Below are 20481 nucleotides of genomic sequence, written 5' to 3'. Positions count from 1 at the left end.
ACCGTTGCTTGTTTTTTGTACAGGCTGGCTTCACTGCCCACCAGTGCGGTACCCTTACGTATTATGTGTGTTTTCCCACAAGGATTTAAGAAATGTCCGAGCCAGTCAAACTGCGCGCTCACAGCCAGGCTCACTGCAAGGATTGCAGCCTGGCTCCCCTCTGCCTGCCACTTTCGCTGAATCTGGAAGACATGGAAGCGTTGGACGAAATCGTTAAACGCGGTCGCCCGCTGAAGAAAGGCGAGTTTCTGTTTCGCCAGGGGGACAAGTTCGATTCCGTCTATGCAGTACGTTCGGGTGCGCTGAAGACCTTCAGCCTGAGCGACAGCGGCGAAGAGCAGATCACCGGTTTCCACCTGCCCAGCGAGCTGGTCGGGTTATCGGGCATGGACACCGAGATTCACCCGGTGTCGGCCCAGGCCCTGGAAACCACGTCGGTGTGCGAAATCCCCTTCGAGCGCCTGGACGAACTGGCCCTGCAATTGCCACAACTGCGCCGTCAGTTGATGCGCGTGATGAGCCGCGAGATTCGTGACGACCAGCAGATGATGCTGCTGTTGTCGAAGAAAACCGCCGACGAACGCATCGCCACCTTCCTGGTCAACCTGTCGGCGCGGTTCCGTGCCCGTGGTTTCTCGGCCAACCAGTTCCGCCTGAGCATGTCGCGCAACGAAATCGGCAATTACCTGGGCCTGGCAGTGGAAACCGTATCCCGTGTGTTTACCCGCTTCCAGCAGAGCGAACTGCTGGCCGCCGAAGGCAAGGAAGTGCACATCCTCGACCCGATCCAGCTGTGCGCACTCGCCGGTGGTTCCTTGGAAGGCTGATGCAGACGCTTGCGGCCGCGCCAATCGGTGAGGCCGCAGGTATACTTCGAGTCCGTTTTCCGCCCAGGACTCTTCGACGATGACTTTCGATTCGTTCGACATCAAATCCCTGATCCGCCCCGTCATCGACTTCCCCAAGCCTGGGGTGATCTTTCGTGACATCACACCGCTGTTCCAATCGCCCAAGGCCCTGCGCCTGGTGGCAGACACCTTTGCCCATCGCTATGTCGAGGCCGATTTCAGCCATATCGGCGCGATGGATGCGCGCGGCTTCCTGATCGGCTCGATCATCGCCTACCAACTGAACAAGCCGCTGATCCTGTTCCGCAAGCAGGGCAAGCTGCCGGCTGACGTGCTGTCCGAGGGTTACCAGACCGAATACGGCGAGGCCTTCCTCGAAGTGCATGCCGACAGCCTGTGCGAAGGTGATTCGGTGCTGATGTTCGATGACCTGATCGCCACGGGCGGTACCTTGATCGCGGCGGCCAACCTGGTGCGACGCATGGGGGCGAAGATCTTTGAAGCGGCGGCGATCATTGACCTGCCGGAACTCGGCGGCTCGCAACGCCTGGAAGACATGGGCATCCCGACGTTTTGCCTGACCCGCTTTGCCCTCACCGAGCGGTAACGGTTGCGCGGACTGACGCTATCAGGGGCAAGTGGATTCGCCGCACTGCCCCTCCCACATTTGATCCTGCGCTGATCGTTAGAGCGCGATCGGTTTACGACCGGCGAACGAATGCGCCAACGTGCCGCCGTCCACCAACTCCAACTCGCCCCCCAGCGGCACGCCATGGGCGATTCGCGAAGTGACCAGGCCTTTGTTGCTCAGCAGTTGGGCGATGTAATGCGCGGTGGCTTCACCTTCCACGGTCGGGTTGGTGGCCAGGATCACCTCGGTAAAGGTGCCCTGCGCCTCGATACGCGCCACCAACTGCGGAATGCCGATGGCCTCCGGCCCCAGCCCATCGAGCGGCGAGAGGTGGCCCTTGAGCACGAAGTAGCGCCCGCGATAACCAGTCTGCTCCACCGCGTACACATCCATCGGCCCTTCCACCACGCACAGCAGCGTGTCGTCGCGGCGCGGGTCGGCGCATTGCGGGCAGAGTTCTTCTTCGGTGAGGGTCCGACACTGGCGGCAGTGACCCACCCCGATCATGGCCTGGCTCAAGGCCTGGGCCAGCCGGGTACCGCCGCTGCGATCACGCTCCAACAGTTGCAGCGCCATGCGTTGGGCGGTTTTCTGGCCGACACCCGGCAACGTGCGCAGGGCGTCGATCAGTTGGCGAATCAGGGGGCTGAAGCTCATGGGCGAGTGGTCCGACAAAACAACGAGACGCGGTTTATACCCGCGCCTCGGATTAGCGTCAAATGCTCAATCCTGCGCGACCCGTACCACCAACTTGCCGAAGTTGCGCCCTTCCAGCAAACCGATAAAGGCTTCGGGCGCCTGCTCCAGGCCCTCGACCACGTCTTCGCGGAACTTGATCTTGCCGTCGCGTACCCACGGCGCCATGGCGCTGAGGAACTCCGGCTGGCGGTCACCGTAGTCGTCAAACACGATAAAGCCCTGGATCCGTACACGCTTGGTCAACAACGTGCGTTGCAGCGCCGGCAAGCGGTCAGGCCCGCTGGGCGCTTCATGGGCGTTATAGCCGGCGATCAGCCCGCACAGGGGGATGCGCGCCTTGGGGTTGAGCAACGGCAGCACGGCGTCGAACACCTTGCCACCGACGTTTTCGAAATAAATGTCCACGCCCTTGAAGCAGGCCTGGGCCAAGTCGTCGGCAAACGTTGCGCTTTTGTGGTCGATGCAGGCATCAAAACCCAATTCGTCCACCACGTAGCGGCACTTCTCGGCACCGCCCGCAATCCCGACCACACGCAGGCCCTTGAGCTTGGCCACCTGGCCGACCACCGAACCCACCGCGCCGGAGGCAGCCGCCACCACCAGGGTTTCTCCGGCTTTCGGCTGGCCGATGTCCATCAGGCCCATGTAGGCGGTCATGCCCGGCATGCCCAGTACCCCCAGGGCCATGGACGGGCTGGCCAGGCCATTGGGCACCGGGATCAGGTTGCGGCCGTCGGAAATGCTGTGGCTCTGCCAACCGGTTGCGCCGACGACCAGATCACCCACCTCGAATTTCGGATTACGCGATTGCTCGACACGGCTGACAGCCCCGCCGGTCATCACCTCGTCGATTTCCACCGGCGCGGCGTAGGACGGTGCGTCGCTCATGCGCCCGCGCATATAAGGGTCGAGGGAGAGGTAGAGCGTCTTCAGCAGGACCTGGCCGTCTGCCAATTCCGGCAAGGTCACCCGTTCCAGGCGGAAGTTTTCCGGCGTGGGTGCGCCTTGAGGGCGTGAGACCAGGACAATGCGCTGGTTCAAAGTCGGTTCGTGAGGCATGAAGGGCTCCTTGATCGAATCTATCGGTATAGGGTGCAGACCATGGGTGCCGCGCCAGGGTTCGATTGGATTGGCGCACACAAACAAAAATGCCAGGCACGAGGCCTGGCATTGGAGTCTAGCTAAAGCCTGGCGATCAGAACGGCAGCTTCATGCCCGGTGGCAGTTGCATGCCGGCGGTCACGCCGGACATTTTGTCCTGGCTGTTGGCTTCGATCTTGCGCACGGCGTCGTTGACGGCCGCGGCGAACAGCGCCTCGAGCATTTCCAGGTCATCTTCGCCCACGCCTGGCAATACGCTTGGGTCGATGCTCACGCGCTTGATGTCGTGACGACCGGTCATCACCACACTGACCATATCGCCACCGGCTTTACCGGTGACTTCGGCGTTGGCCAGCTCTTCCTGCATCTTGGCCATCTTTTCCTGCATCTGCTGCGCCTGCTTCATCAGGCCGGCCATGCCACCTTTCATCATGGGAATCACCTCAAAAGTACGTGGATCAATGAATAGCCCGGTGTCAGGACGCCTGGGGCACCGGGGCTTCGACAGGTTCAATTGTATCTTGGCGAACGACCGCCCCGAACTGCTGCATCATTTGCTGGATGAGCGGATCGCCGTGGATCGAGTCCTCAGCCTCCCGCTGGCGGTTGATACGCCGGCGGGTGGCAGCCTGGGCCGGGGTTTCCTGCTCGGGCTTGATCAACTCGATAGCGATGGTCAGCGTGCGCCCATGGTACTGGTTCAGGGCGTCGTTGAGGCGCCGCTGCTGGGTCGCGTTGAACAGCGCACTGTGAGCCGGGTCCAGGTGCAACAGCCAGTGGTCGCCATCGATGGCGATCAGGGTGCAGTTGGCGGCGATGCTGCCGGTCATGCCGGAAATCGGCAGTTTCGGGAACAGCTCCAGCCATTGCAGGGCCAGGCCGGTGGCTGGTGCCGCAGCGGGCTCCACCTCGGGTTCCGGGGCAGGCTCGGCGGTGTGCTCGCTGGCCAGGTCGTCCAGGTAGCTGTAGGCCGAATCCATGTCCGGCTCGATGTAATCTTCGTCCAGCGGCGGTTCGTCGTCGAGGTCGATGCCCGGGATTGCGGCTTCGACCTGGGCGACGGTCGGCTCGGGAGCCGGCGCTGAAACGCTCTCAGGAGCGGCCGGCACCACGCTGTCCGGCGTCGGCGCAGGCATTGGCGTCAGCTCAGGCTGCTCACCGACGGTTTCCAGGACGGGCTCGACATAGGGCTGCTGTTCAACCTCGACCTCAGCGTCTACCGGGTCATTCCAGGGCAGGTCGACGACAGGCTCGGGCTCGACAACCGGTTCCGGCTCAACCACCGCTGCCGCCACCACCGCTGCCGGCTCAGGCGCCGGTGCAACAGGGGCAGCAACCACTGGCGCGACCACCGCCGCGCCAGCCACTGGTTTGGCGGAATCAACTGTGGCCTGGCTGATCCCCACTGGCTTTAGCGGCTGTCTCGGTGCGTCCGCCGAATCCGCCGGCCGGAAGGCCAGCATCCGCAGCAGGACCATCTCGAAGCCTCCGCGTGGGTCGGGCGCCAAAGGCAAGTCGCGACGACCGATCAGGCCCATCTGGTAGTAGAACTGCACGTCTTCGGCCGGCAACGCCTGGGCCAGGGCCAACACGCGGTCACGGTCGCCATGGCCGTTGTCGACACCTTCCGGCAACGCCTGGGCGATGGCGACGCGGTGCAGCACATTGAGGATTTCCGAGAGCACGCCGTTCCAGTCCGGGCCTTGCTCCGACAGGTGGCGCACGGCTTCGAGCAACGCCTTGGCATCGCCCTCGATCAGCGCATGCAGCACGTCGAACACCTGGCCGTGGTCCAGGGTGCCGAGCATGGCGCGCACATCGGCAGCCATGACCTTGCCTTCACCAAAGGCAATGGCCTGGTCGGTGAGGCTCATGGCATCGCGCATCGAGCCATCGGCGGCGCGGCCCAGCAGCCACAGTGCGTCGTCTTCGAACGGTACGTTCTCGACGCCCAGCACGTGGGTCAAATGCTCCACCACGCGCTCGGGGGTCATGTTCTTCAGGGAGAACTGCAGGCACCGCGACAGGATCGTTGCAGGCAGCTTCTGCGGGTCGGTGGTGGCCAGGATGAATTTGACGTAGGGCGGCGGCTCTTCCAGGGTTTTCAACAAGGCGTTGAAGGAATGGCTGGAGAGCATGTGCACTTCGTCGATCAGGTAGACCTTGAAGCGACCACGGCTGGGCGCGTACTGCACATTGTCGAGCAGCTCGCGGGTGTCTTCGACCTTGGTGCGGCTCGCGGCGTCGATCTCGATCAGGTCGACGAAACGCCCTTCGTCGATCTCGCGGCACACCGAGCAGGTACCGCAGGGCGTCGAGGTGATACCGGTTTCACAGTTCAGGCATTTGGCGATGATGCGCGCAATGGTGGTCTTGCCCACTCCCCGGGTACCGGTGAACAGGTAGGCGTGGTGCAGCCGCTGGCTGTCCAAGGCATTGATCAGAGCCTTGAGCACATGGGTCTGGCCGACCATTTCGCGGAACGAGCGCGGACGCCATTTACGTGCAAGAACCTGATAACTCATCGAAAACCGTCGCAACTGGGAAGCGGAAGCGGGTAATGCTAGCGGAGCAAGGGGGAAATTGCATCCGGCACGCTCGCCTAATCTGACTAAGCTCTGCTGACTGGCCCCGAAAAGGCCTGAACCCGGAGAGTGTATGCGCGTAGTCCTGGGCGCTTTATGGATGATGACCACGGCTTGCCTGGCGGCGCCTGCACCGCTGCGTTTCTCGGTTTCCGACAGTTGGGCGATGCCTATGGTGCAGGTGGAGAACGGCCGGCCTACACAGGGGATTTTGTATGATTTGATGCTGAGCCTGGCCACCCAGGTTGGCCAGCCGGCGGAATTCCACGTGCTGGCCCGCGCCCGTATCGCCACAGCCATGGGCCACGGGGATATTGATGTGCGCTGTTATGTCACCCAGGCGTGGGTCGACAACCTGTCCGGCGACTACATCTGGAGCTTGCCTTTAATGGTGCAGCGCAATGTGCTGGTCAGTGTGCGCAACCAGCCGGTGCAGGTGCTCAAGCTGACACCCCAGCCGATCGGCACGGTGCTCAACTATCGCTATGGCGCCCTCGACCCGCTGTTTGCCAACGGCCAACTCACCCGCGACGACGCCCGCAGCGAAGAACAGGTGCTGCACAAGCTGGTGGCGGGGCGATTCAACTACGCAGTGAGCAACGAATGGATCGTCGACCGTTTCAACCAGAAAATGCCAATCAGCCAGCGCTTGCACAAAGTTGCGCTGATTGAGGAGCAAAACCTCGGCTGCATCGTGCGCAACGATCCCGACGTGCCGGCCCAAAAGATCCTGCGCACCTTGCTGCGGATGAAAATGTCCGGCGAAATCGACGACATCATCAAGCTATACACTGGCGAAGACCCGGTCCCCCTGCACGCTCCTGACAAAAACTGACAGGCACTCCTTATAGACTCGGCGCCACACCACGCCTGTTCTCAAGGAGCCCACATGAACACCCTCGCCCATTACTTCCTGCTGTACGTCGACAGCCCGGCCACCAGTGCCCATTTCTATAGCCGCCTGCTGGGCAAGCCGCCGGTCGAATTGAACCCGACCTTTGCCCTGTTCATTCTGGACAACGGGGTAAAGCTCGGGCTGTGGTCGCGTCATACTGTCGAGCCGGCAGCCCGGTTCACAGGCGGTGGCGGTGAAGTGGGCTTCTCGCTGCCCGACACGGCCGCCGTGGACGCTTTGCACGACCAATGGGCAGAACAGGGCGCCATCATTGTCCAGTCACCGACGCCCATGGACTTCGGCTACACCTTCGTCGCCCAGGACCTCGACGGCCACCGCTTGCGCGCGTTTTGCCTGAACGACTGACCGCCAGCGTCCCTCCAGGCTGATGGCCGCCACGCTGGCCAGCACGATCACAGCGCCCAGCATCACCTGCACGGCAATGTGTTCGCCCAGCAACGTCGCGGCCATCACCATTGCCACCGGCGGGATCAGGTACATCGCCACCGACGCGCGACTGACCTCCACATGCTTCAACACATACCCCCAGGCCAGATACGCCAAGGCGCTGGGGAAAATGCCGAGCACCAGCACCGCCACGTTCTCCGCCAACGGCGCCTGCACCACTGCAGCCGGCAGGCCCGGCAGGTTCACACACAGCATCAGGGTGCCCGCCCACACCATGTAGCACGCCATGGTCAGCGGACTGTAGCGGTGGGCATAGTGTTTCTGCAGGGCGAAGTACACGCTCCACGACACCGCCGCCAGCAGGATCAACAAGCCACGCGGGTCGATCTCACCCAGCCCCTGATCCCCCCAGATCACCACCAGCACGCCGAGCAGCCCCAGCAAGACGCAGCCCCAGCGCCAGGCACTGACTCGCTCCTTCAGGCACAAAAACGCGATCAGCACACTGAACAACGGCGCCGACTGCGCCAGGACGCTGGACGCCGCTGCCGTCACCCATTGCTGCCCATAGTTGAGACTGGTGTGATGCAGGAACACGCCGAAGACCCCCAGCACCAGCAACCACGGAACATCCCGCAGGCGCGGCCGGCCGATGCCCATCACCAGTGCCACACCGCCCATGAACAGCGAGGCAATCAAAAACCTTAACAACGCCAATTGGCCGGGACTGTAGCTGTGCAGCCCGATGTGCACGCCAATCGGCGAATAGGCCCAACACAGGATGACGCTGGCGATGACTAGCGTAAGCTTTACAGGTGAAGGGGTATTCATCGACGGCGTCCAGAAACCGGGAAGGAGTGCCGTCAGTCTTGGCCCGGGCAAGGCGCACGACAATTAACCGTTTCTGACTTCTGCAATCACTGGAACTGAGCAATGGAACTGGCCCAACTGAAAATGGTGCGAGCCGTGGCACAAACCGGCAGCGTGGCCCAGGCGGCCGTGCTGCTGCATTGCGTGCCGTCCAACATCACCACGCGCATCAAGCAGCTGGAAGGCGAGTTGGGCACACCGCTATTCATCCGGGCCGGGCGTGGACTGGCCATCAGTGCCGCCGGTGAGATTTTCCTGGATTACTGCGAGCGCATCCTGGCGCTGGTGGATGAGTCCAAACGCGCCGTGGACGCCAATGCCATTCCCCGTGGCACCTTGCGTATCGGCGCGGTGGAGTCCAGCGCCAGCGGGCGTTTGCCGCCCCTGCTGGCGGAGTATCACCGGCGCTACCCCGATGTCAGCCTGGAACTGGTGACCGGCGCCTGGGGCCCGTTGCTCGACGACCTGCAACACCACCGCCTGGATGTGGCGCTGGTGGCCGCCGGCAACAAACGCACCAAGCTCGAACACAGCGTGGTCTACAGCGAGCGCCTGGTGCTGATCGCCAGCGCGTCCAGCGCCCCCATCAGTGGCGCCGAGGACCTCGCCGGCCGCACCCTGCTGGTATGGCCACCCGGTTGCCCGTATCGCGCCGCCCTGGAAAACTGGGTCAAGCCCCATGACTTCAAGCCGATCATCGCCAGTTATGCCAGCTGGGGCACGATCATCGGCTGCGTCAGCGCGGGGATTGGCGTAGCGTTGGCGCCAGAGGGCATCCTGGCCCGCTATGAGCAGGCCAACCAGCTGGCGTCCTATCGATTTGAAGAGCTGGCGGCCGTGGATAACCTGTTGTTCTGGCACAAGGACACCCAGCGGCATCTGGCCCGGGATGCGTTTGCCGAGCTGTTGCGGGAGACTTTTGGCTAACTCGCAACATGTTGTTTCGGTTATCCTCCAGCGAAATTAATTCAAAATGTAAGGGACTACCATGAATTACTTCCGCCTGTTGTTGGCGGCGGCTGCTCTGAGCCTGCCTGCCGCACCTGCCGTTGCTGCTGCCTCGCCTGCCCCCGTTGAAGCCAGTGCCCCCGCCGAAACAGCCGAGCACTTTCTGGCGTCACTCAAGCAAAAGACCGGCACGGTCACCCTGCCCAGCGGCATCGCCACCCTCAAGCTCACCGACGAGTTCTACTACCTCGACCCCGCCGATACCGAGCGCTTGCTGACCGATGGCTGGGGCAACCCGCCGGGCTTCAAGACCCTGGGCATGATCGTGCCCAAAGCCGTCAGCCCATTGTCGGAACGCGGCTGGGGCGTGATCGTCAGCTACAAGGCAGATGGGCACATCTCCGACGAAGATGCGGCAAAAATCGACTACGCCGATCTGCTCAAGCAAATGCAGGAAGAAGACGAAGCAGAGAACAAGGAGCGCCAGAAACAAGGCTACGCCGGCCTGCACCTGCTGGGCTGGGCCGAGCCACCGCGCTACGACGACACCACCCACAAGATGTATTGGGCCCGCGAACTGAAGGCTGACGACGCCGACCAGAACACCCTCAACTACAGCATCCGCGTGTTGGGCCGTGAAGGCGTACTGGAACTCAACGCTGTGGCCGCCATGGCCGACCTGGCCACCATCCAGCAGGAATTGCCTAAGGTGCTGGCCTTTACCAACTTCACCGACGGCAACCTCTATACCGACTTCAACCCGAAAACCGACAAGCTTGCCACTTACGGCCTCGCCGCGTTGGTTGCCGGTGGGATCGCCGCCAAGGCCGGGCTATTTGCCAAGATCGGTATCTTCCTGCTGGCTGCGAAGAAGTTCCTGGTGATCGGCGTAGTGGCGCTGTTCGCAGTGATTCGCAAGCTGTTCAACCGCAACAAGGCCTGAACCCCAGGCACAAAAACGCCGCAGCGTGCCCGGCACACTGCGGCGATTGGGATGACTCAGTTGGGCGCGACCAGTCGACTGTATTGATCCTGGCTGATCCAGCCGCTGAACGAGCGGTCGTCGGCATTGATGAACTCGACCTGGGCCCAACCGTCCTTGAAGGCCAGCACACCGACCACATCGCGCTTGACGATATACGGACGCTTGGCGGCCTTGGCGCCTGGGGTTTTCAGCAGGTAAGCCTTGTCGGCGGATACCGTCACCAGGCCGATCCATTGTTTGCTGGCGGTCTGGGTCAGGTCCAGGCCGGTGGCAATCTCCGGCATCAGCACATTCAGGCAGCCGGGGTGCTGGCGGCCCTCTTCCACCGTGAGGGTCACGCCATCGGACGAAGGCGCCAGGCTGCCGGGGTGCGCCTCGTCAAGCCACGTGGTGAGCGCCTCAGGCTTGCCTTGCAGGTAAAACGCGCAACGGCGGGTGACGCCCTCGCCCATGGCTTCCGAATAGAACCCTTCGACCTGATGCTCCGGCGTCACCGCCAGCATCAGCCCTTCGTACTTGCCCGAATGCAACGCGGCCGGACCGGCCAAGGCAGGGCCCACGGCGCACAACGACAACACACCTATCGCTAGAAAACGGATCATCCTATTTTTTCCCTTCAAGTTTTTCGTAGGCTTTTTGCATAAGGACGTCGTAGTTGCCGTAGTCCTCGCCGTTATAGTTACGTGCCATGCCGGTAAAATCCTTGGCTTTCATGGCCTTCATCAATGCAGGGCTCTTGCTGCAAAAACCGAGGAAGGCTTTTAGTTGGTTGCCGGCATTTACCTTTAATGCTGCGGCGAACTCAAACACCGTCTTGTAACCGCACGACGCGTAGTTGAAGCCCATGATCTGGAACATGCCCCACGACGCCGACATGAGTGCCGCTTCCTGATCCAGGGCAAACGCGGTGGCCATGGTTTCCCAAGCCTTGATCTGGTCCTTGTTATTGGCCTGCCACTGCGGCCCGGCCTTTTTCTTGTAGGGGTAGGACAGCAGCGGGTGCGCCTGGTCGTAGATGTGCTTGGTGTACTTGCGAAACAAGTGCCCTTCAAACGCGATCACCGGCAACTTGGCCGGCCCGAACCCGGAACGCCCACCTGATTCCACGGTGGCGAAGGCCTTGATGATATTCACCGAAATACCGCTGCCCAACTGCGTGGCGGCATTCTGAAAGTCCGTTTCGCTGAGGGTCATACCCCCGTCGCACGTGGCCTGGAGCATCAACTGCCGGTTACGTCGCTCGGCCTCGATCATCGCGCGCATGCGGTCCAGGTACACATTGACCGTGGCCTGCACCGCATCGCCCTGATTGTTGCCGAATGCATTGAGAAAACTCGGGATGCGCATCGTCGGGAAGGCCTTCACCGGTACCTTCACCGCTTCTTCGATCAGGCTATTGAACGTGCGACCGGTGGGGTCGACCACGCCATCGGGATGGGCATACTTGAGGTGGCGAAACTGGTATTGGCTGATGCACTGTACCAACTGGCCATCGCACTTGCCGTTTTCGGCCAGCGGGAAACCCATCTTGGGAATGATCAGATTGAATAAATACTGGATGCACTGCACATCGGCGGGCAAGTTGCGGGCTTTACCCGGCGCACCTACCGAGGCACTGATAAGACGGGGTAACCCTTGCAGGCTTTTCATCACAGACATCCTTGTTAGTTAAAGAAGTGATAGCACTTCAATATCAAGTCGGCGCCAATGTCATATTCTGAAACAAGTGGCCGGCGGAAACTAACAAGGCGGTTTGGGGTTGTCCAGAGGGGTGTTGGAAAGTTGTGAAACAACCATCATCGACCGCGCAATAAAACATCGGCAGTTGACTGAAAACAGGTCATTTGAATTTGAATCGAAGGAGGACTGCAAGGAAGAGCGTTATGGAGGCAACCCCACCAGCCACACCCCGGCACACAATGTTCCCGCTGTGGCTGCTGCCTTCCGGCTCTGACCAGGTTCACGGGTAATCGTTGCGGGGGGACCGATGGGGTCACCATAACGACGCTGGCCTCTCGGCAAGCGGGGCCATTGTACCGATCTCATCGGAAGTTACAACCATTGGTGGCGGATTAAAAATATGATGGGGTTCAAGCACTTGCCATGGCCATCAGCTTCCCCACCATCCCCCTCCCACATTGGCTGATCATTGTGCCTGCAACACCTCGTCCGCCCGGCCACCCTCTTCCTGGATCACCAGGTGGATGAAGTGCAGCTTGGCAATCACCGCCGGTGGCAGCACGAACGGGTAGAAGTCCGGCTGGCCCATGGCGCGGGACAGCTCATTGAGCATGCCGGCCAGTTCGATCCAGGCGTTGACGAAGGACAGGAATGCCACGCCGCCGGGATGTTCGGGGTCATAGAGGGTGGTGAGGGGGAATGGCTGGTAATCCAGGTCCATCTCAGGGGCGCTCATGCCAAAGCCCAGGGCGGTGTCGACAGCGTCCATCATGTGCAGGTAGTGGGCCCAGGTTTCGGCCCAGTCTTCCCAGGGGTGCATGGTGGCGTAGGCACTGACGCAGGTCTGCTGCCAGTCGGGGCGTGGGCCGTTCTGGTAGTGCTGATCGAGCGCGTCGGCATAACTGGCGCGTTCGTCGCCGAACAGGCTGCGAAAAGGCTCCAGCCAGTGGCTGTTGGCGATCAGGCGATCCCAGTAATAGTGGCCGACCTCATGGCGAAAATGGCCCAGCAAGGTGCGATAGGGTTCGCGCATCTGCACGCGGATTTTTTCGCGGTGGGCGTCGTCGGCTTCCTTGATGTCGAGGGTGATCAGGCCGTTGGCATGCCCGGTCATGGGCGCGTTGCCTTCCACGTCGATGCCGACGAAGTCGAAAGCCAGGCCGCTGTCCTCGTCGACGCTCTTGGGCACCACTTGCAGGCCCAGGCTGATCAACTGTGCCACCAGCCGACGCTTGGCGGTCTCCACCTTGCGCCAGCGCTCGGGGTTCTCCGGGATCGACAGGTCGGGGATGGTGCGGTTGAGGCTGCACGCCACACACAACGGTGCGGTGCTGTGGGCGGGAATCAGCCAGTTGCAGGCCGCCGCGGTGTCGAGATTGGCACAGCGGCGGAAGGCGCCGGCATCGAGGTTGTCGTCCTGTAGCCAAGTGCCTTCCACAGGCCCCGGCTGCAGAGAGGACAAGCGGCTTTGCTGCGGCTGATAACCCAGCAGCGCCTGGCAAGCCAGGCATTGGCTGTTGCGAAAGAACAGCGCTTGCCCGCACCGGCACTGCCACACCTTGCTGTTACGCGAGGTTTCGGCCATGAACGGTGCGGCGATGCGCGAGCTGAGTTGCTCGAAGTAGCGGAACATGGCGATCTCTCCCTGGGTGACTGAGACTAGATCATTTGGGACTCAGGATCGTTCCACTTTCTTCAAGGGCGGCTTCGCAGCCCGGCGCGGGCGGTGCGACGATTCGACAAGCCCGCTCACCATCGGCGCCGTGTCAGACCGAAATGTTGTGTTTGGCAAGGAATGCGACAAAGGCCTCTTCGTCCAGCACCTTCAACCCCAGTTCGCTGGCCTTGGCCAACTTGGAGCCGGCACCCGGCCCGGCCACCACGCAATGAGTCTTGGCCGACACGGAGCCGGCCACCTTGGCGCCGAGGCTTTCGAGCTTGTCCTTGGCCACGTCGCGGCTCATCAACTCCAGGGAGCCGGTGAGCACCCAGGTATGCCCCGCTTCGGGCAGGCCTTCGACCACCTTCTTCTCGCTCTGCCAGTGCATGCCGAAGTCCCGCAGTTGCTGCTCGATAGCCAGGGCGTGGCGAGCGTTGTCCGGGTTATCGAAAAACTCCCGCACGGCCTTGGCCTGCTTCTCCGGCAGCGCCTGGCGCATGTCGAGCCAGTCCGCCTTGATCACACCTTCCAGGCTGCCGAACTTGTCCGCAAGTTTCTGCGCGGCGCCGGGGCCGACGGAGGGTACGTGCAGCTTGTCGAGGAAGCCGCCCAAGGTGGTACTGGCGGCGAACTCGGCGCTCAGCTCACCCTGATCCTGCAATTGCAGGCCGCATTCATCAGGCGACAGCAACGCGCCGATCACTTCCTGGTTGTGGCTGTCTTCGAAGAAGCTGTGGATCTCATGGGCCACTTCCAGGCCCACATCCGGCAGGTACGTCAACACTTCCGGCAAGGCCTTCTGCACACGCTCAAGGGACGCCAGGGAGCGCGCCAGCACCTTGGCCGTCTCTTCGCCCACGTCGGGAATGCCCAGTGCGTAGATAAAGCGCGCCAGGGTCGGGGTCTTGCTGTTTTCGATGGCAGTGATCAGTTTCTTGCTGGAGATATCGGCAAAGCCTTCCAGGTCGATGATCTGCTCGTACTTGAGTTTGTAGAGGTCGGCCGGCGAACCGATGAGTTTTTCATCCACCAGTTGCTCGATGGTTTTGTCACCGAGCCCGTCGATGTCCATGGCCCGGCGCGAGACGAAATGGATAATCGCCTGCTTGAGCTGGGCACCACAGGCCAGGCGCCCGACGCAGCGGTACACCGCGCCTTCGCTGACGGTTTCCTTGCCCTTGCTGCGCTTGACCAGTTGCGTGCGCTCCACATGGGAACCGCACACCGGGCAGCTTTCGGGAATCTGCACCGCACGGGCGTGTTCCGGGCGGCGCTCGGTGACCACGGAGACGACCTGCGGGATCACATCCCCGGCACGGCGGATGATCACGGTATCGCCGATCATCAAGCCCAGGCGCGCGACTTCATCCATGTTGTGCAGGGTGGCGTTGGACACGGTGACGCCCGCGACCTTGACCGGCTTCAAGCGCGCCACCGGCGTCACGGCGCCGGTGCGGCCGACCTGGAACTCCACGTCGAGCAACTCGGTGAGTTCTTCCATGGCCGGGAATTTGTGCGCGATGGCCCAGCGCGGTTCGCGGGCGCGAAAGCCCAGTTCACGCTGGGAGGAGATGCTGTTGACCTTGAACACCACGCCGTCGATTTCATAGGGCAGGCTGTTACGTCGCTCGCCGATATCGCGGTAATAGTCCAAGCACTCCTGGATGCTCTTGGCCAGTTTCAGCTCATGGCTGATGGGCATGCCCCACTTCTGCAGTTGCTTCAAGTTACCGATATGGGTGTCGCTGATATCCCCGGTCACCTGGCCGATGCCGTAGCAGCAGAACTCCAGCGGACGACTGGCGGTGATCTTCGAATCCAGCTGACGCAAGCTGCCCGCCGCCGCATTACGCGGGTTGGCGAAGGTCTTGCCGCCGAGTTCCAGTTGCGAGGCGTTGAGCCGCTCGAAACCGGCCTTGGACATGAACACTTCGCCGCGCACTTCCAGGGTCGCCGGCCAGCCGCTGCCATGCAGTTTCAAGGGGATATTGCGCACGGTACGCACGTTGACGCTGATGTCCTCGCCAGTGGTGCCGTCACCTCGGGTGGCGCCGCGTACCAACTCGCCATCCTGATAAAGCAGGCTGACCGCGAGGCCATCCAGCTTCGGCTCGCAACTGTATTCCACCGCTGCGCCACCGCCAAACAGGTCGCCCACCGGCAGGTCAAGACCCTCGGTGACCCGGCGATCGAACTCGAGCATGGTGGTTTCATCAAACGCGTTGCCCAGGCTGAGCATCGGGATCTCATGGCGTACCTGGGTAAAGGCTGACAACGCCGCACTGCCGACCCGCTGCGTCGGCGAGTCCCGCGTCACCAGGTCCGGATGCTCGGCCTCCAGGGCCTTGAGCTCGTGGAACAGCCGGTCGTACTCGGCGTCCGGAATGCTCGGTTCGTCGAGGACGTGGTAACGGTAGTTGTGCTGATCCAGTTCAGCGCGCAGTTCGAGGATGCGGGTGTGGGCGGCGGTCATGGGTGTTCTCTCATAAAGCAAAAGAGCAGCCGAAGCTGCTCAAATGTTGGTGCGCTTATTCTAATGACAACGCTGGAAACCAATCCTCAGCGTTTCTGTGTCAGGGCGCGACGCTCGAACTCGACGATGCGCTGACGGTAGTGTTCGATGGTCTGGGCGGTCAGGACGCTGCGTTGGTCATCCTTGAGCTCGCCGTTGAGTTCCTGGGACAGCTTGCGGGCAGCGGCCACCATCACGTCGAACGCTTGTTTCGGGTGACGCGGGCCCGGCAGACCGAGGAAGAAGCTCACCGCAGGGGTGCTGAACAGGTCGATGTCGTCCAGGTCGAAGGTGCCTGGCTTGACCGCGTTGGCCATGGAGAACAGCACTTCGCCGTTGCCGGCCATGCTTTCGTGGCGGTGGAAAATATCCATCTCGCCAAAGCGCAGGCCGCTTTCGAGGATGTTCTGCAACAGGGCCGGGCCCTTGAAGCCGGCGGCGTCGCGGCAGATCACGCTGATCACCAGCACTTCTTCAGCGGCAGGCTGATCGTTGACCGATTGGCGCGGCGCATTCTTGCCGGCGTTTTCATCCGGGAAATCATCGTCGCGGCTGCTGAAGCTCGGGCCTTCATCCACGTCGAGGTTGAGGTCACCCTGATGCGGTTCGGCAACAGCTGCACTGGCGCGTTTGCCACGCTTGGAGGACGGCTCGCGGGCTTCACGCACCGGCGCACTCATCGACGGCAGGTCATGCTCGTCCAGTTGCGGTTCCTTATGGGTATCCAGCACACGGGGCGGCCCCAGCAGCTCGGCGCTGCCGTCGTCGTCGGGCAAGTTGGACAGGTTGCGGTCCAGACGGAATTTGAGCTTGCCCTTGCCACCGCGCATGCGGCGCCAGCCATCAAAAAGAATACCGGCAATGACAATGATGCCGATGACGATCAGCCACTCGCGCAGACCGATTTCCATGTAATCCCGTGCCTCTAATAAAAAATGCTGAAAAATAAGGGGTTTAGCACCGTGCAAACCGCTTTAAAACGTGGCGCCAACTCTATGTTCTGACTGACGTTTTGCCCACGCATACGAAAAATTGACATTAAACTAGCACGACCAAAGATAACTTTACACCGTCTGTCAAAATGCCTTGAACAAATATGTCCATTTGCCACTTTCACTCGGCCGGTAAATCACCTGACATCGCGCGGAAAACTTTCTCTCATGGCGCAGCTCAGGATTCCACCATCGCCATCGCTTCTTCGACATCCACCGCGACCAAACGTGAACAACCCGGTTCATGCATTGTCACCCCCATCAACTGATCAGCCATTTCCATGGCGATCTTGTTGTGGGTGATATAGATGAACTGCACCGTCTGGGACATCTCCTTGACCAGTCGCGCATAGCGTCCAACGTTAGCGTCATCCAATGGTGCATCAACTTCATCGAGCATGCAGAACGGCGCCGGGTTCAACTTGAAGATGGCAAACACCAGGGCCAATGCGGTCAGGGCTTTTTCGCCGCCGGACAACAAATGGATGGTGCTGTTCTTCTTGCCCGGAGGCCGCGCCATGATCGTTACCCCTGTATCGAGTAGATCTTCGCCCGTCAGTTCCAAGTAAGCGCTGCCACCACCGAAAACTTTCGGGAATAACGCCTGTAAACCGCCATTAATCTGATCAAAGGTATCTTTGAAGCGATTACGGGTTTCCTTGTCGATCTTGCGGATTACGTTTTCCAGGGTGTCCAGGGCTTCCACCAGGTCGGCGTCCTGGGCATCCAGATAACGTTTGCGCTCGGACTGCTGCTGGTATTCATCGATGGCCGCGAGGTTGATCGCGCCCAGTCGCTGGATACGTGCGGCAATCCGTTCAAGTTCTTCCTCGGCTTCTTTCTCGCTGGCCTGGGCGGTCAAGGTATTGAGCACACCGTGCAAGTCGTAGCCGTCTTCGAGCAATTGGTCTTGCAGGGCCTTGCGGCGCACGGTCAGGGCTTGCCATTCCATGCGCTGTTGCTCGAGCTGGCCGCGAATCAGCTGGGATTGCTGCTCGGCCTGGGTCCGGCGTTTTTCTGCGTCGCGCAATTCGCGGTCGGCGTCTTCCAGGGCGATCTGTGCGGTCTTGAGTTCTTCGTCGACGGTCATGCGCTTGTCGAGCAACTCTTCAAGCTTGAGGCGCAGCTCTTCCAGCGGCGCTTCGCCCTCCTCCAGGTTGAGGCTCAGTTGCTCGCGTTTTTCGGTCAGGCGTTCGGACTGCATCTCCAGGCGCTCAAGGGCCTGGGCTGTGGAATTGTGCTGGGCCTTGAGCGAACCCAGGCGCACGGCCAACTGATGGGCGTGGTCCTTGTGCTGGCGGGCTTCCTGGCGCACACGATCAAGGCGCTCGCGCAGGCTGTCACGCTGGGCCAGCAGCAATTCGCGCTGCTCGGTGTCCAGGGCCATGCTGTCGAGGGCTTCCTGCAATTGCAGGCGCGCTTCGCCGATCTGCTCGTGTTCCAGGGCGCGCTGCTCGCCCATCTCGGCCACTTCCTCATCGAGACGGGTACGGCGCAGGGTCAGTTGCTCGGCCTTGGCTTTGCTCGCGGAGAGCTGCGCTTTCAATTCGCCTTGCTGGCGCGCTTCGTCCTGCAACAGGCGCCGCAGATGTTCGCGGCCGGTCTCTTGCTGGCGCTGGGTGGCGCGCAGGGTTTGCAGTTCGGTTTCGAGGCTTTCCAAGGTAGCTTCGCGCTCTTCACGCTCGGCGATCAGGTTGACGATTTCCTGGCCTCGGGCCAGAACGCCGCTTTCCGCTTCACTGGCGCGGCGCACCCGCAGGAAGTGGCGGCCGACCCAGTAACCGTCGCGGCTGATCAGGCTTTCGCCGCCCGCCAGTTGACCGCGCTGGGCCAGGGCCTGTTCCAGGGACTCCACCGGCTTGACCTGGCCCAGCCACGGCGACAGGTCAATCGCCGCTTCGACCTTGTCCAGCAGGCTGCCCGGCACTCGCGTGCCATCAGCGGCGGGGCTGAGCAAACGCAGATCGCCCTGGGCGAAGCCGGCCAGGTCGAAGCCGCCAAAATCATCCACCAGTACGGCTTGCAGGTCGGCGCCTAGAACTGTCTCTACCGCCAGCTCCCAACCGGTTTCAACTTTCAAGCCTTCGGCCAAGCGCGGACGCTCGGCCAGGTGTTGGTCACGCAGCCATTCGGCGGTGCCGGTGCCTGGGTCCAACGCCGCTTGCTGCAAGGCTTCAAGGGACGCCAGCCGGCCATTGAGCCGCTGCAAATCGCCCTGGGCCTGCTGCTGGGCCTGGGTCGCCTGTTGCAGTTGCTGACGCAATTGCTCCAGGCGCTCCACTTGTTGTTCTTCGCTGGCTTCCAGCTCCTCCAGGGTCATTTCGCTTTCGGCCAGTTGCTCGCTGAGCTCCATGATCGCCGCGTCTTCCGGGTCGGCGGCAAGCAGCACGCGCTCTTCCTGCAGGCGACGCTGGCGCTCGGCCAGGCGTTCCATGCTGGTTTCCAGTTGCTGGATGCGCGACTGCTGCACCTCGGCCTGGCGCCGCGGTTCGGCGGATTGCAGGTTGAAGGCGTCCCACTGCTCCTGCCAGCCGTGCATGGTGGTTTCGGATTCTTCCAGCGCGGCGGCGGCCTCTTCGGCGGCGGCGTTGGTGATGTCCTGCTCGGGGGTGAGCATGTCCAGCTCTTCGCCCAACGTCAGCAGCAAGGTGCGGTCGTGGCCCAGGTGCGATTCGGTTTCCAGGCGCGCGCGTTCGGCTTCCTTCAAATCGTCCTGCAACTGACGCAGGCGCTGCTGGCCGTGCTGGATGCTTTGCTCGACCCGGGCAATATCACCGCCCACCGAATAGAAGCGGCCCTGCACCAGATTGAAGCGCTCGGACAGGTCATGGTGCCCGTCGCGCAGGCGCTCGATGGCGGCGTCGGCATTGCGCTGTTCGGCCACCAGCGCTTCAAAGCTGATTTCCTGGGTGCCGATGATCGCTTCGCGCTGGCCCACCTGATCGTTCAACGCCTGCCAGCGCAGGGCCGACAGTTGCGCCTTGAGCTGGCGCTCTTCGCCCTTGTATTCCTGATACTTCTCGGCCGCCTGGGCCTGGCGGTGCAGGCGCTCCAACTGGCGCTCCAGCTCTTCGCGCAGGTCGGTGAGGCGGGCGAGGTTTTCATGGGTGCGGCGAATACGGTTCTCGGTCTCGCGGCGGCGCTCCTTGTACTTGGAGATGCCGGCTGCTTCTTCGATAAAGTTGCGCAGGTCTTCGGGCTTGGCTTCGATCAGCTTGGAGATCATGCCCTGTTCGATGATCGAATAGCTGCGCGGGCCCAGGCCGGTGCCGAGGAAGATGTCGGTAATGTCCCGGCGTCGGCACTTGGTGCCGTTGAGGAAGTAACTGTTCTGGCTGTCGCGCGTCACCTTGCGGCGGATGGAGATTTCCGCGTAGGCCGCGTATTCGCCGACCAGGGTGCCGTCGGAGTTGTCGAACACCAGTTCGATGCTCGCCTGGCTCACCGGCTTGCGGCTGGTGGAGCCGTTGAAGATGACGTCGGTCATCGACTCGCCACGCAGGTTTTTTGCCGAGCTCTCGCCCATCACCCAGCGTACGGCGTCGATGATGTTCGACTTGCCGCAGCCATTGGGCCCGACCACTGCCGCCATGTTACTGGGGAAGTTCACCGTGGTCGGGTCGACGAAGGATTTGAACCCCGCCAGTTTGATGCACTTGAGCCGCAC

General features: G+C 61.8%; 17 protein-coding genes and 1 other RNA gene. 6 read left to right on the top strand and 12 right to left on the bottom strand.

Features of this window, described 5'->3' with window-relative positions; all coding sequences use genetic code 11:
• Window positions 1-92 precede the first annotated feature (92 nt).
• Together fnr and F6S08_RS11480 are read left to right on the top strand one after the other, a co-directional pair.
• On the top strand, window positions 93-827 hold the full coding sequence (fnr, locus tag F6S08_RS11485) for a fumarate/nitrate reduction transcriptional regulator Fnr (protein ID WP_065924746.1): 735 nt from the start codon (window positions 93-95) through the stop codon (window positions 825-827).
• 79 nt (window positions 828-906) lie between these two features.
• Complete coding sequence (locus F6S08_RS11480) at window positions 907-1455, top strand: adenine phosphoribosyltransferase (RefSeq protein WP_027603721.1); 549 nt, start codon at window positions 907-909, stop codon at window positions 1453-1455.
• A 78-nt stretch (window positions 1456-1533) separates the two neighbouring features.
• Here the strand turns inward: F6S08_RS11480 and recR are convergent, their stop codons facing one another.
• The 4 genes from recR to dnaX all read right to left on the bottom strand — a co-directional run bounded on the left by recR (window position 1534) and on the right by dnaX (window position 5804).
• Window positions 1534-2136, bottom strand: coding sequence for a recombination mediator RecR (gene recR, locus F6S08_RS11475; RefSeq protein ID WP_137212089.1), 603 nt, complete (start codon window positions 2134-2136; stop codon window positions 1534-1536).
• Between the two features lie 66 nt (window positions 2137-2202).
• On the bottom strand, window positions 2203-3237 hold the full coding sequence (locus tag F6S08_RS11470) for an NADP-dependent oxidoreductase (RefSeq protein ID WP_065924748.1): 1035 nt from the start codon (window positions 3235-3237) through the stop codon (window positions 2203-2205).
• A 136-nt stretch (window positions 3238-3373) separates the two neighbouring features.
• Window positions 3374-3712, bottom strand: a complete 339-nt coding sequence (locus F6S08_RS11465) for a YbaB/EbfC family nucleoid-associated protein (RefSeq protein WP_003193199.1) — start codon at window positions 3710-3712, stop codon at window positions 3374-3376.
• Window positions 3713-3755: 43 nt separating this feature from the next.
• Window positions 3756-5804: a DNA polymerase III subunit gamma/tau gene (gene dnaX / locus F6S08_RS11460; protein WP_315871605.1), complete on the bottom strand. Its 2049-nt coding sequence runs from the start codon at window positions 5802-5804 to the stop codon at window positions 3756-3758.
• Between the two features lie 133 nt (window positions 5805-5937).
• Between dnaX and F6S08_RS11455 the strand changes: the two genes are divergently transcribed.
• Window positions 5938-6699, top strand: a complete 762-nt coding sequence (locus F6S08_RS11455; protein WP_027603717.1) for a substrate-binding periplasmic protein — start codon at window positions 5938-5940, stop codon at window positions 6697-6699.
• A gap of 54 nt (window positions 6700-6753) precedes the next feature.
• On the top strand, window positions 6754-7125 hold the full coding sequence (locus F6S08_RS11450) for a VOC family protein (protein WP_315871604.1): 372 nt from the start codon (window positions 6754-6756) through the stop codon (window positions 7123-7125).
• Here F6S08_RS11450 and F6S08_RS11445 read toward each other — a convergent pair.
• A complete protein-coding gene (locus F6S08_RS11445; RefSeq protein ID WP_315871603.1) occupies window positions 7039-7998 on the bottom strand; it encodes a DMT family transporter in 960 nt (319 codons plus the stop codon). The two genes, F6S08_RS11450 and F6S08_RS11445, sit on opposite strands and share 87 nt — an antisense overlap.
• A 102-nt stretch (window positions 7999-8100) precedes the next feature.
• On the opposite strand from F6S08_RS11445, the gene F6S08_RS11440 reads away from it, so the two are divergent.
• Together F6S08_RS11440 and F6S08_RS11435 are read left to right on the top strand one after the other, a co-directional pair.
• A complete protein-coding gene (locus F6S08_RS11440) occupies window positions 8101-8964 on the top strand; it encodes a LysR family transcriptional regulator (RefSeq protein WP_315871602.1) in 864 nt (287 codons plus the stop codon).
• A gap of 61 nt (window positions 8965-9025) precedes the next feature.
• Window positions 9026-9928: a DUF2167 domain-containing protein gene (locus tag F6S08_RS11435; RefSeq protein ID WP_315871601.1), complete on the top strand. Its 903-nt coding sequence runs from the start codon at window positions 9026-9028 to the stop codon at window positions 9926-9928.
• Between the two features lie 56 nt (window positions 9929-9984).
• Here the strand turns inward: F6S08_RS11435 and F6S08_RS11430 are convergent, their stop codons facing one another.
• The 7 genes from F6S08_RS11430 to smc form a co-directional block, all read right to left on the bottom strand.
• Window positions 9985-10572, bottom strand: a complete 588-nt coding sequence (locus F6S08_RS11430) for a hypothetical protein (RefSeq protein ID WP_137212086.1) — start codon at window positions 10570-10572, stop codon at window positions 9985-9987.
• A 1-nt stretch (window position 10573) separates the two neighbouring features.
• Complete coding sequence (locus F6S08_RS11425; RefSeq protein ID WP_065940659.1) at window positions 10574-11620, bottom strand: N-acetylmuramidase family protein; 1047 nt, start codon at window positions 11618-11620, stop codon at window positions 10574-10576.
• Between the two features lie 243 nt (window positions 11621-11863).
• Window positions 11864-11960: signal recognition particle sRNA small type (gene ffs, locus F6S08_RS11420), an RNA gene on the bottom strand.
• Window positions 11961-12116: 156 nt separating this feature from the next.
• Entirely contained in the window at window positions 12117-13283 is a 1167-nt protein-coding gene (locus tag F6S08_RS11415) for a putative zinc-binding peptidase (protein WP_315871600.1), read from the bottom strand.
• 133 nt (window positions 13284-13416) lie between these two features.
• Window positions 13417-15783, bottom strand: a complete 2367-nt coding sequence (gene ligA, locus F6S08_RS11410; RefSeq protein WP_315871599.1) for an NAD-dependent DNA ligase LigA — start codon at window positions 15781-15783, stop codon at window positions 13417-13419.
• A gap of 86 nt (window positions 15784-15869) precedes the next feature.
• Window positions 15870-16733, bottom strand: coding sequence for a cell division protein ZipA (gene zipA, locus F6S08_RS11405; protein ID WP_027603708.1), 864 nt, complete (start codon window positions 16731-16733; stop codon window positions 15870-15872).
• Between the two features lie 259 nt (window positions 16734-16992).
• Complete coding sequence (gene smc / locus F6S08_RS11400) at window positions 16993-20481, bottom strand: chromosome segregation protein SMC (RefSeq protein ID WP_315871598.1); 3489 nt, start codon at window positions 20479-20481, stop codon at window positions 16993-16995.

The sequence above is a fragment of the Pseudomonas sp. JV449 genome (genome assembly GCF_032424295.1).
Classification (GTDB): Bacteria; Pseudomonadota; Gammaproteobacteria; order Pseudomonadales; family Pseudomonadaceae; genus Aquipseudomonas; species Aquipseudomonas marginalis.
Note: the sequence above shows the minus strand (reverse complement) of the source record. Positions and strands in the feature narration are given on the sequence as shown.

Coding starts and splice junctions, on each gene's coding strand:
- F6S08_RS11450 (WP_315871604.1), top strand. CDS start 6,754: ATGAACACCCTCGCCCATTACTTCCTGCTGTACGTCGACAGCCCGGCC.
- F6S08_RS11425 (WP_065940659.1), bottom strand. CDS start 11,620: ATGAAAAGCCTGCAAGGGTTACCCCGTCTTATCAGTGCCTCGGTAGGT.
- fnr (WP_065924746.1), top strand. CDS start 93: ATGTCCGAGCCAGTCAAACTGCGCGCTCACAGCCAGGCTCACTGCAAG.
- F6S08_RS11430 (WP_137212086.1), bottom strand. CDS start 10,572: ATGATCCGTTTTCTAGCGATAGGTGTGTTGTCGTTGTGCGCCGTGGGC.
- F6S08_RS11415 (WP_315871600.1), bottom strand. CDS start 13,283: ATGTTCCGCTACTTCGAGCAACTCAGCTCGCGCATCGCCGCACCGTTC.
- F6S08_RS11480 (WP_027603721.1), top strand. CDS start 907: ATGACTTTCGATTCGTTCGACATCAAATCCCTGATCCGCCCCGTCATC.
- F6S08_RS11455 (WP_027603717.1), top strand. CDS start 5,938: ATGCGCGTAGTCCTGGGCGCTTTATGGATGATGACCACGGCTTGCCTG.
- F6S08_RS11445 (WP_315871603.1), bottom strand. CDS start 7,998: ATGAATACCCCTTCACCTGTAAAGCTTACGCTAGTCATCGCCAGCGTC.
- F6S08_RS11470 (WP_065924748.1), bottom strand. CDS start 3,237: ATGCCTCACGAACCGACTTTGAACCAGCGCATTGTCCTGGTCTCACGC.
- ligA (WP_315871599.1), bottom strand. CDS start 15,783: ATGACCGCCGCCCACACCCGCATCCTCGAACTGCGCGCTGAACTGGAT.
- dnaX (WP_315871605.1), bottom strand. CDS start 5,804: ATGAGTTATCAGGTTCTTGCACGTAAATGGCGTCCGCGCTCGTTCCGC.
- F6S08_RS11440 (WP_315871602.1), top strand. CDS start 8,101: ATGGAACTGGCCCAACTGAAAATGGTGCGAGCCGTGGCACAAACCGGC.
- F6S08_RS11435 (WP_315871601.1), top strand. CDS start 9,026: ATGAATTACTTCCGCCTGTTGTTGGCGGCGGCTGCTCTGAGCCTGCCT.
- zipA (WP_027603708.1), bottom strand. CDS start 16,733: ATGGAAATCGGTCTGCGCGAGTGGCTGATCGTCATCGGCATCATTGTC.
- F6S08_RS11465 (WP_003193199.1), bottom strand. CDS start 3,712: ATGATGAAAGGTGGCATGGCCGGCCTGATGAAGCAGGCGCAGCAGATG.
- recR (WP_137212089.1), bottom strand. CDS start 2,136: ATGAGCTTCAGCCCCCTGATTCGCCAACTGATCGACGCCCTGCGCACG.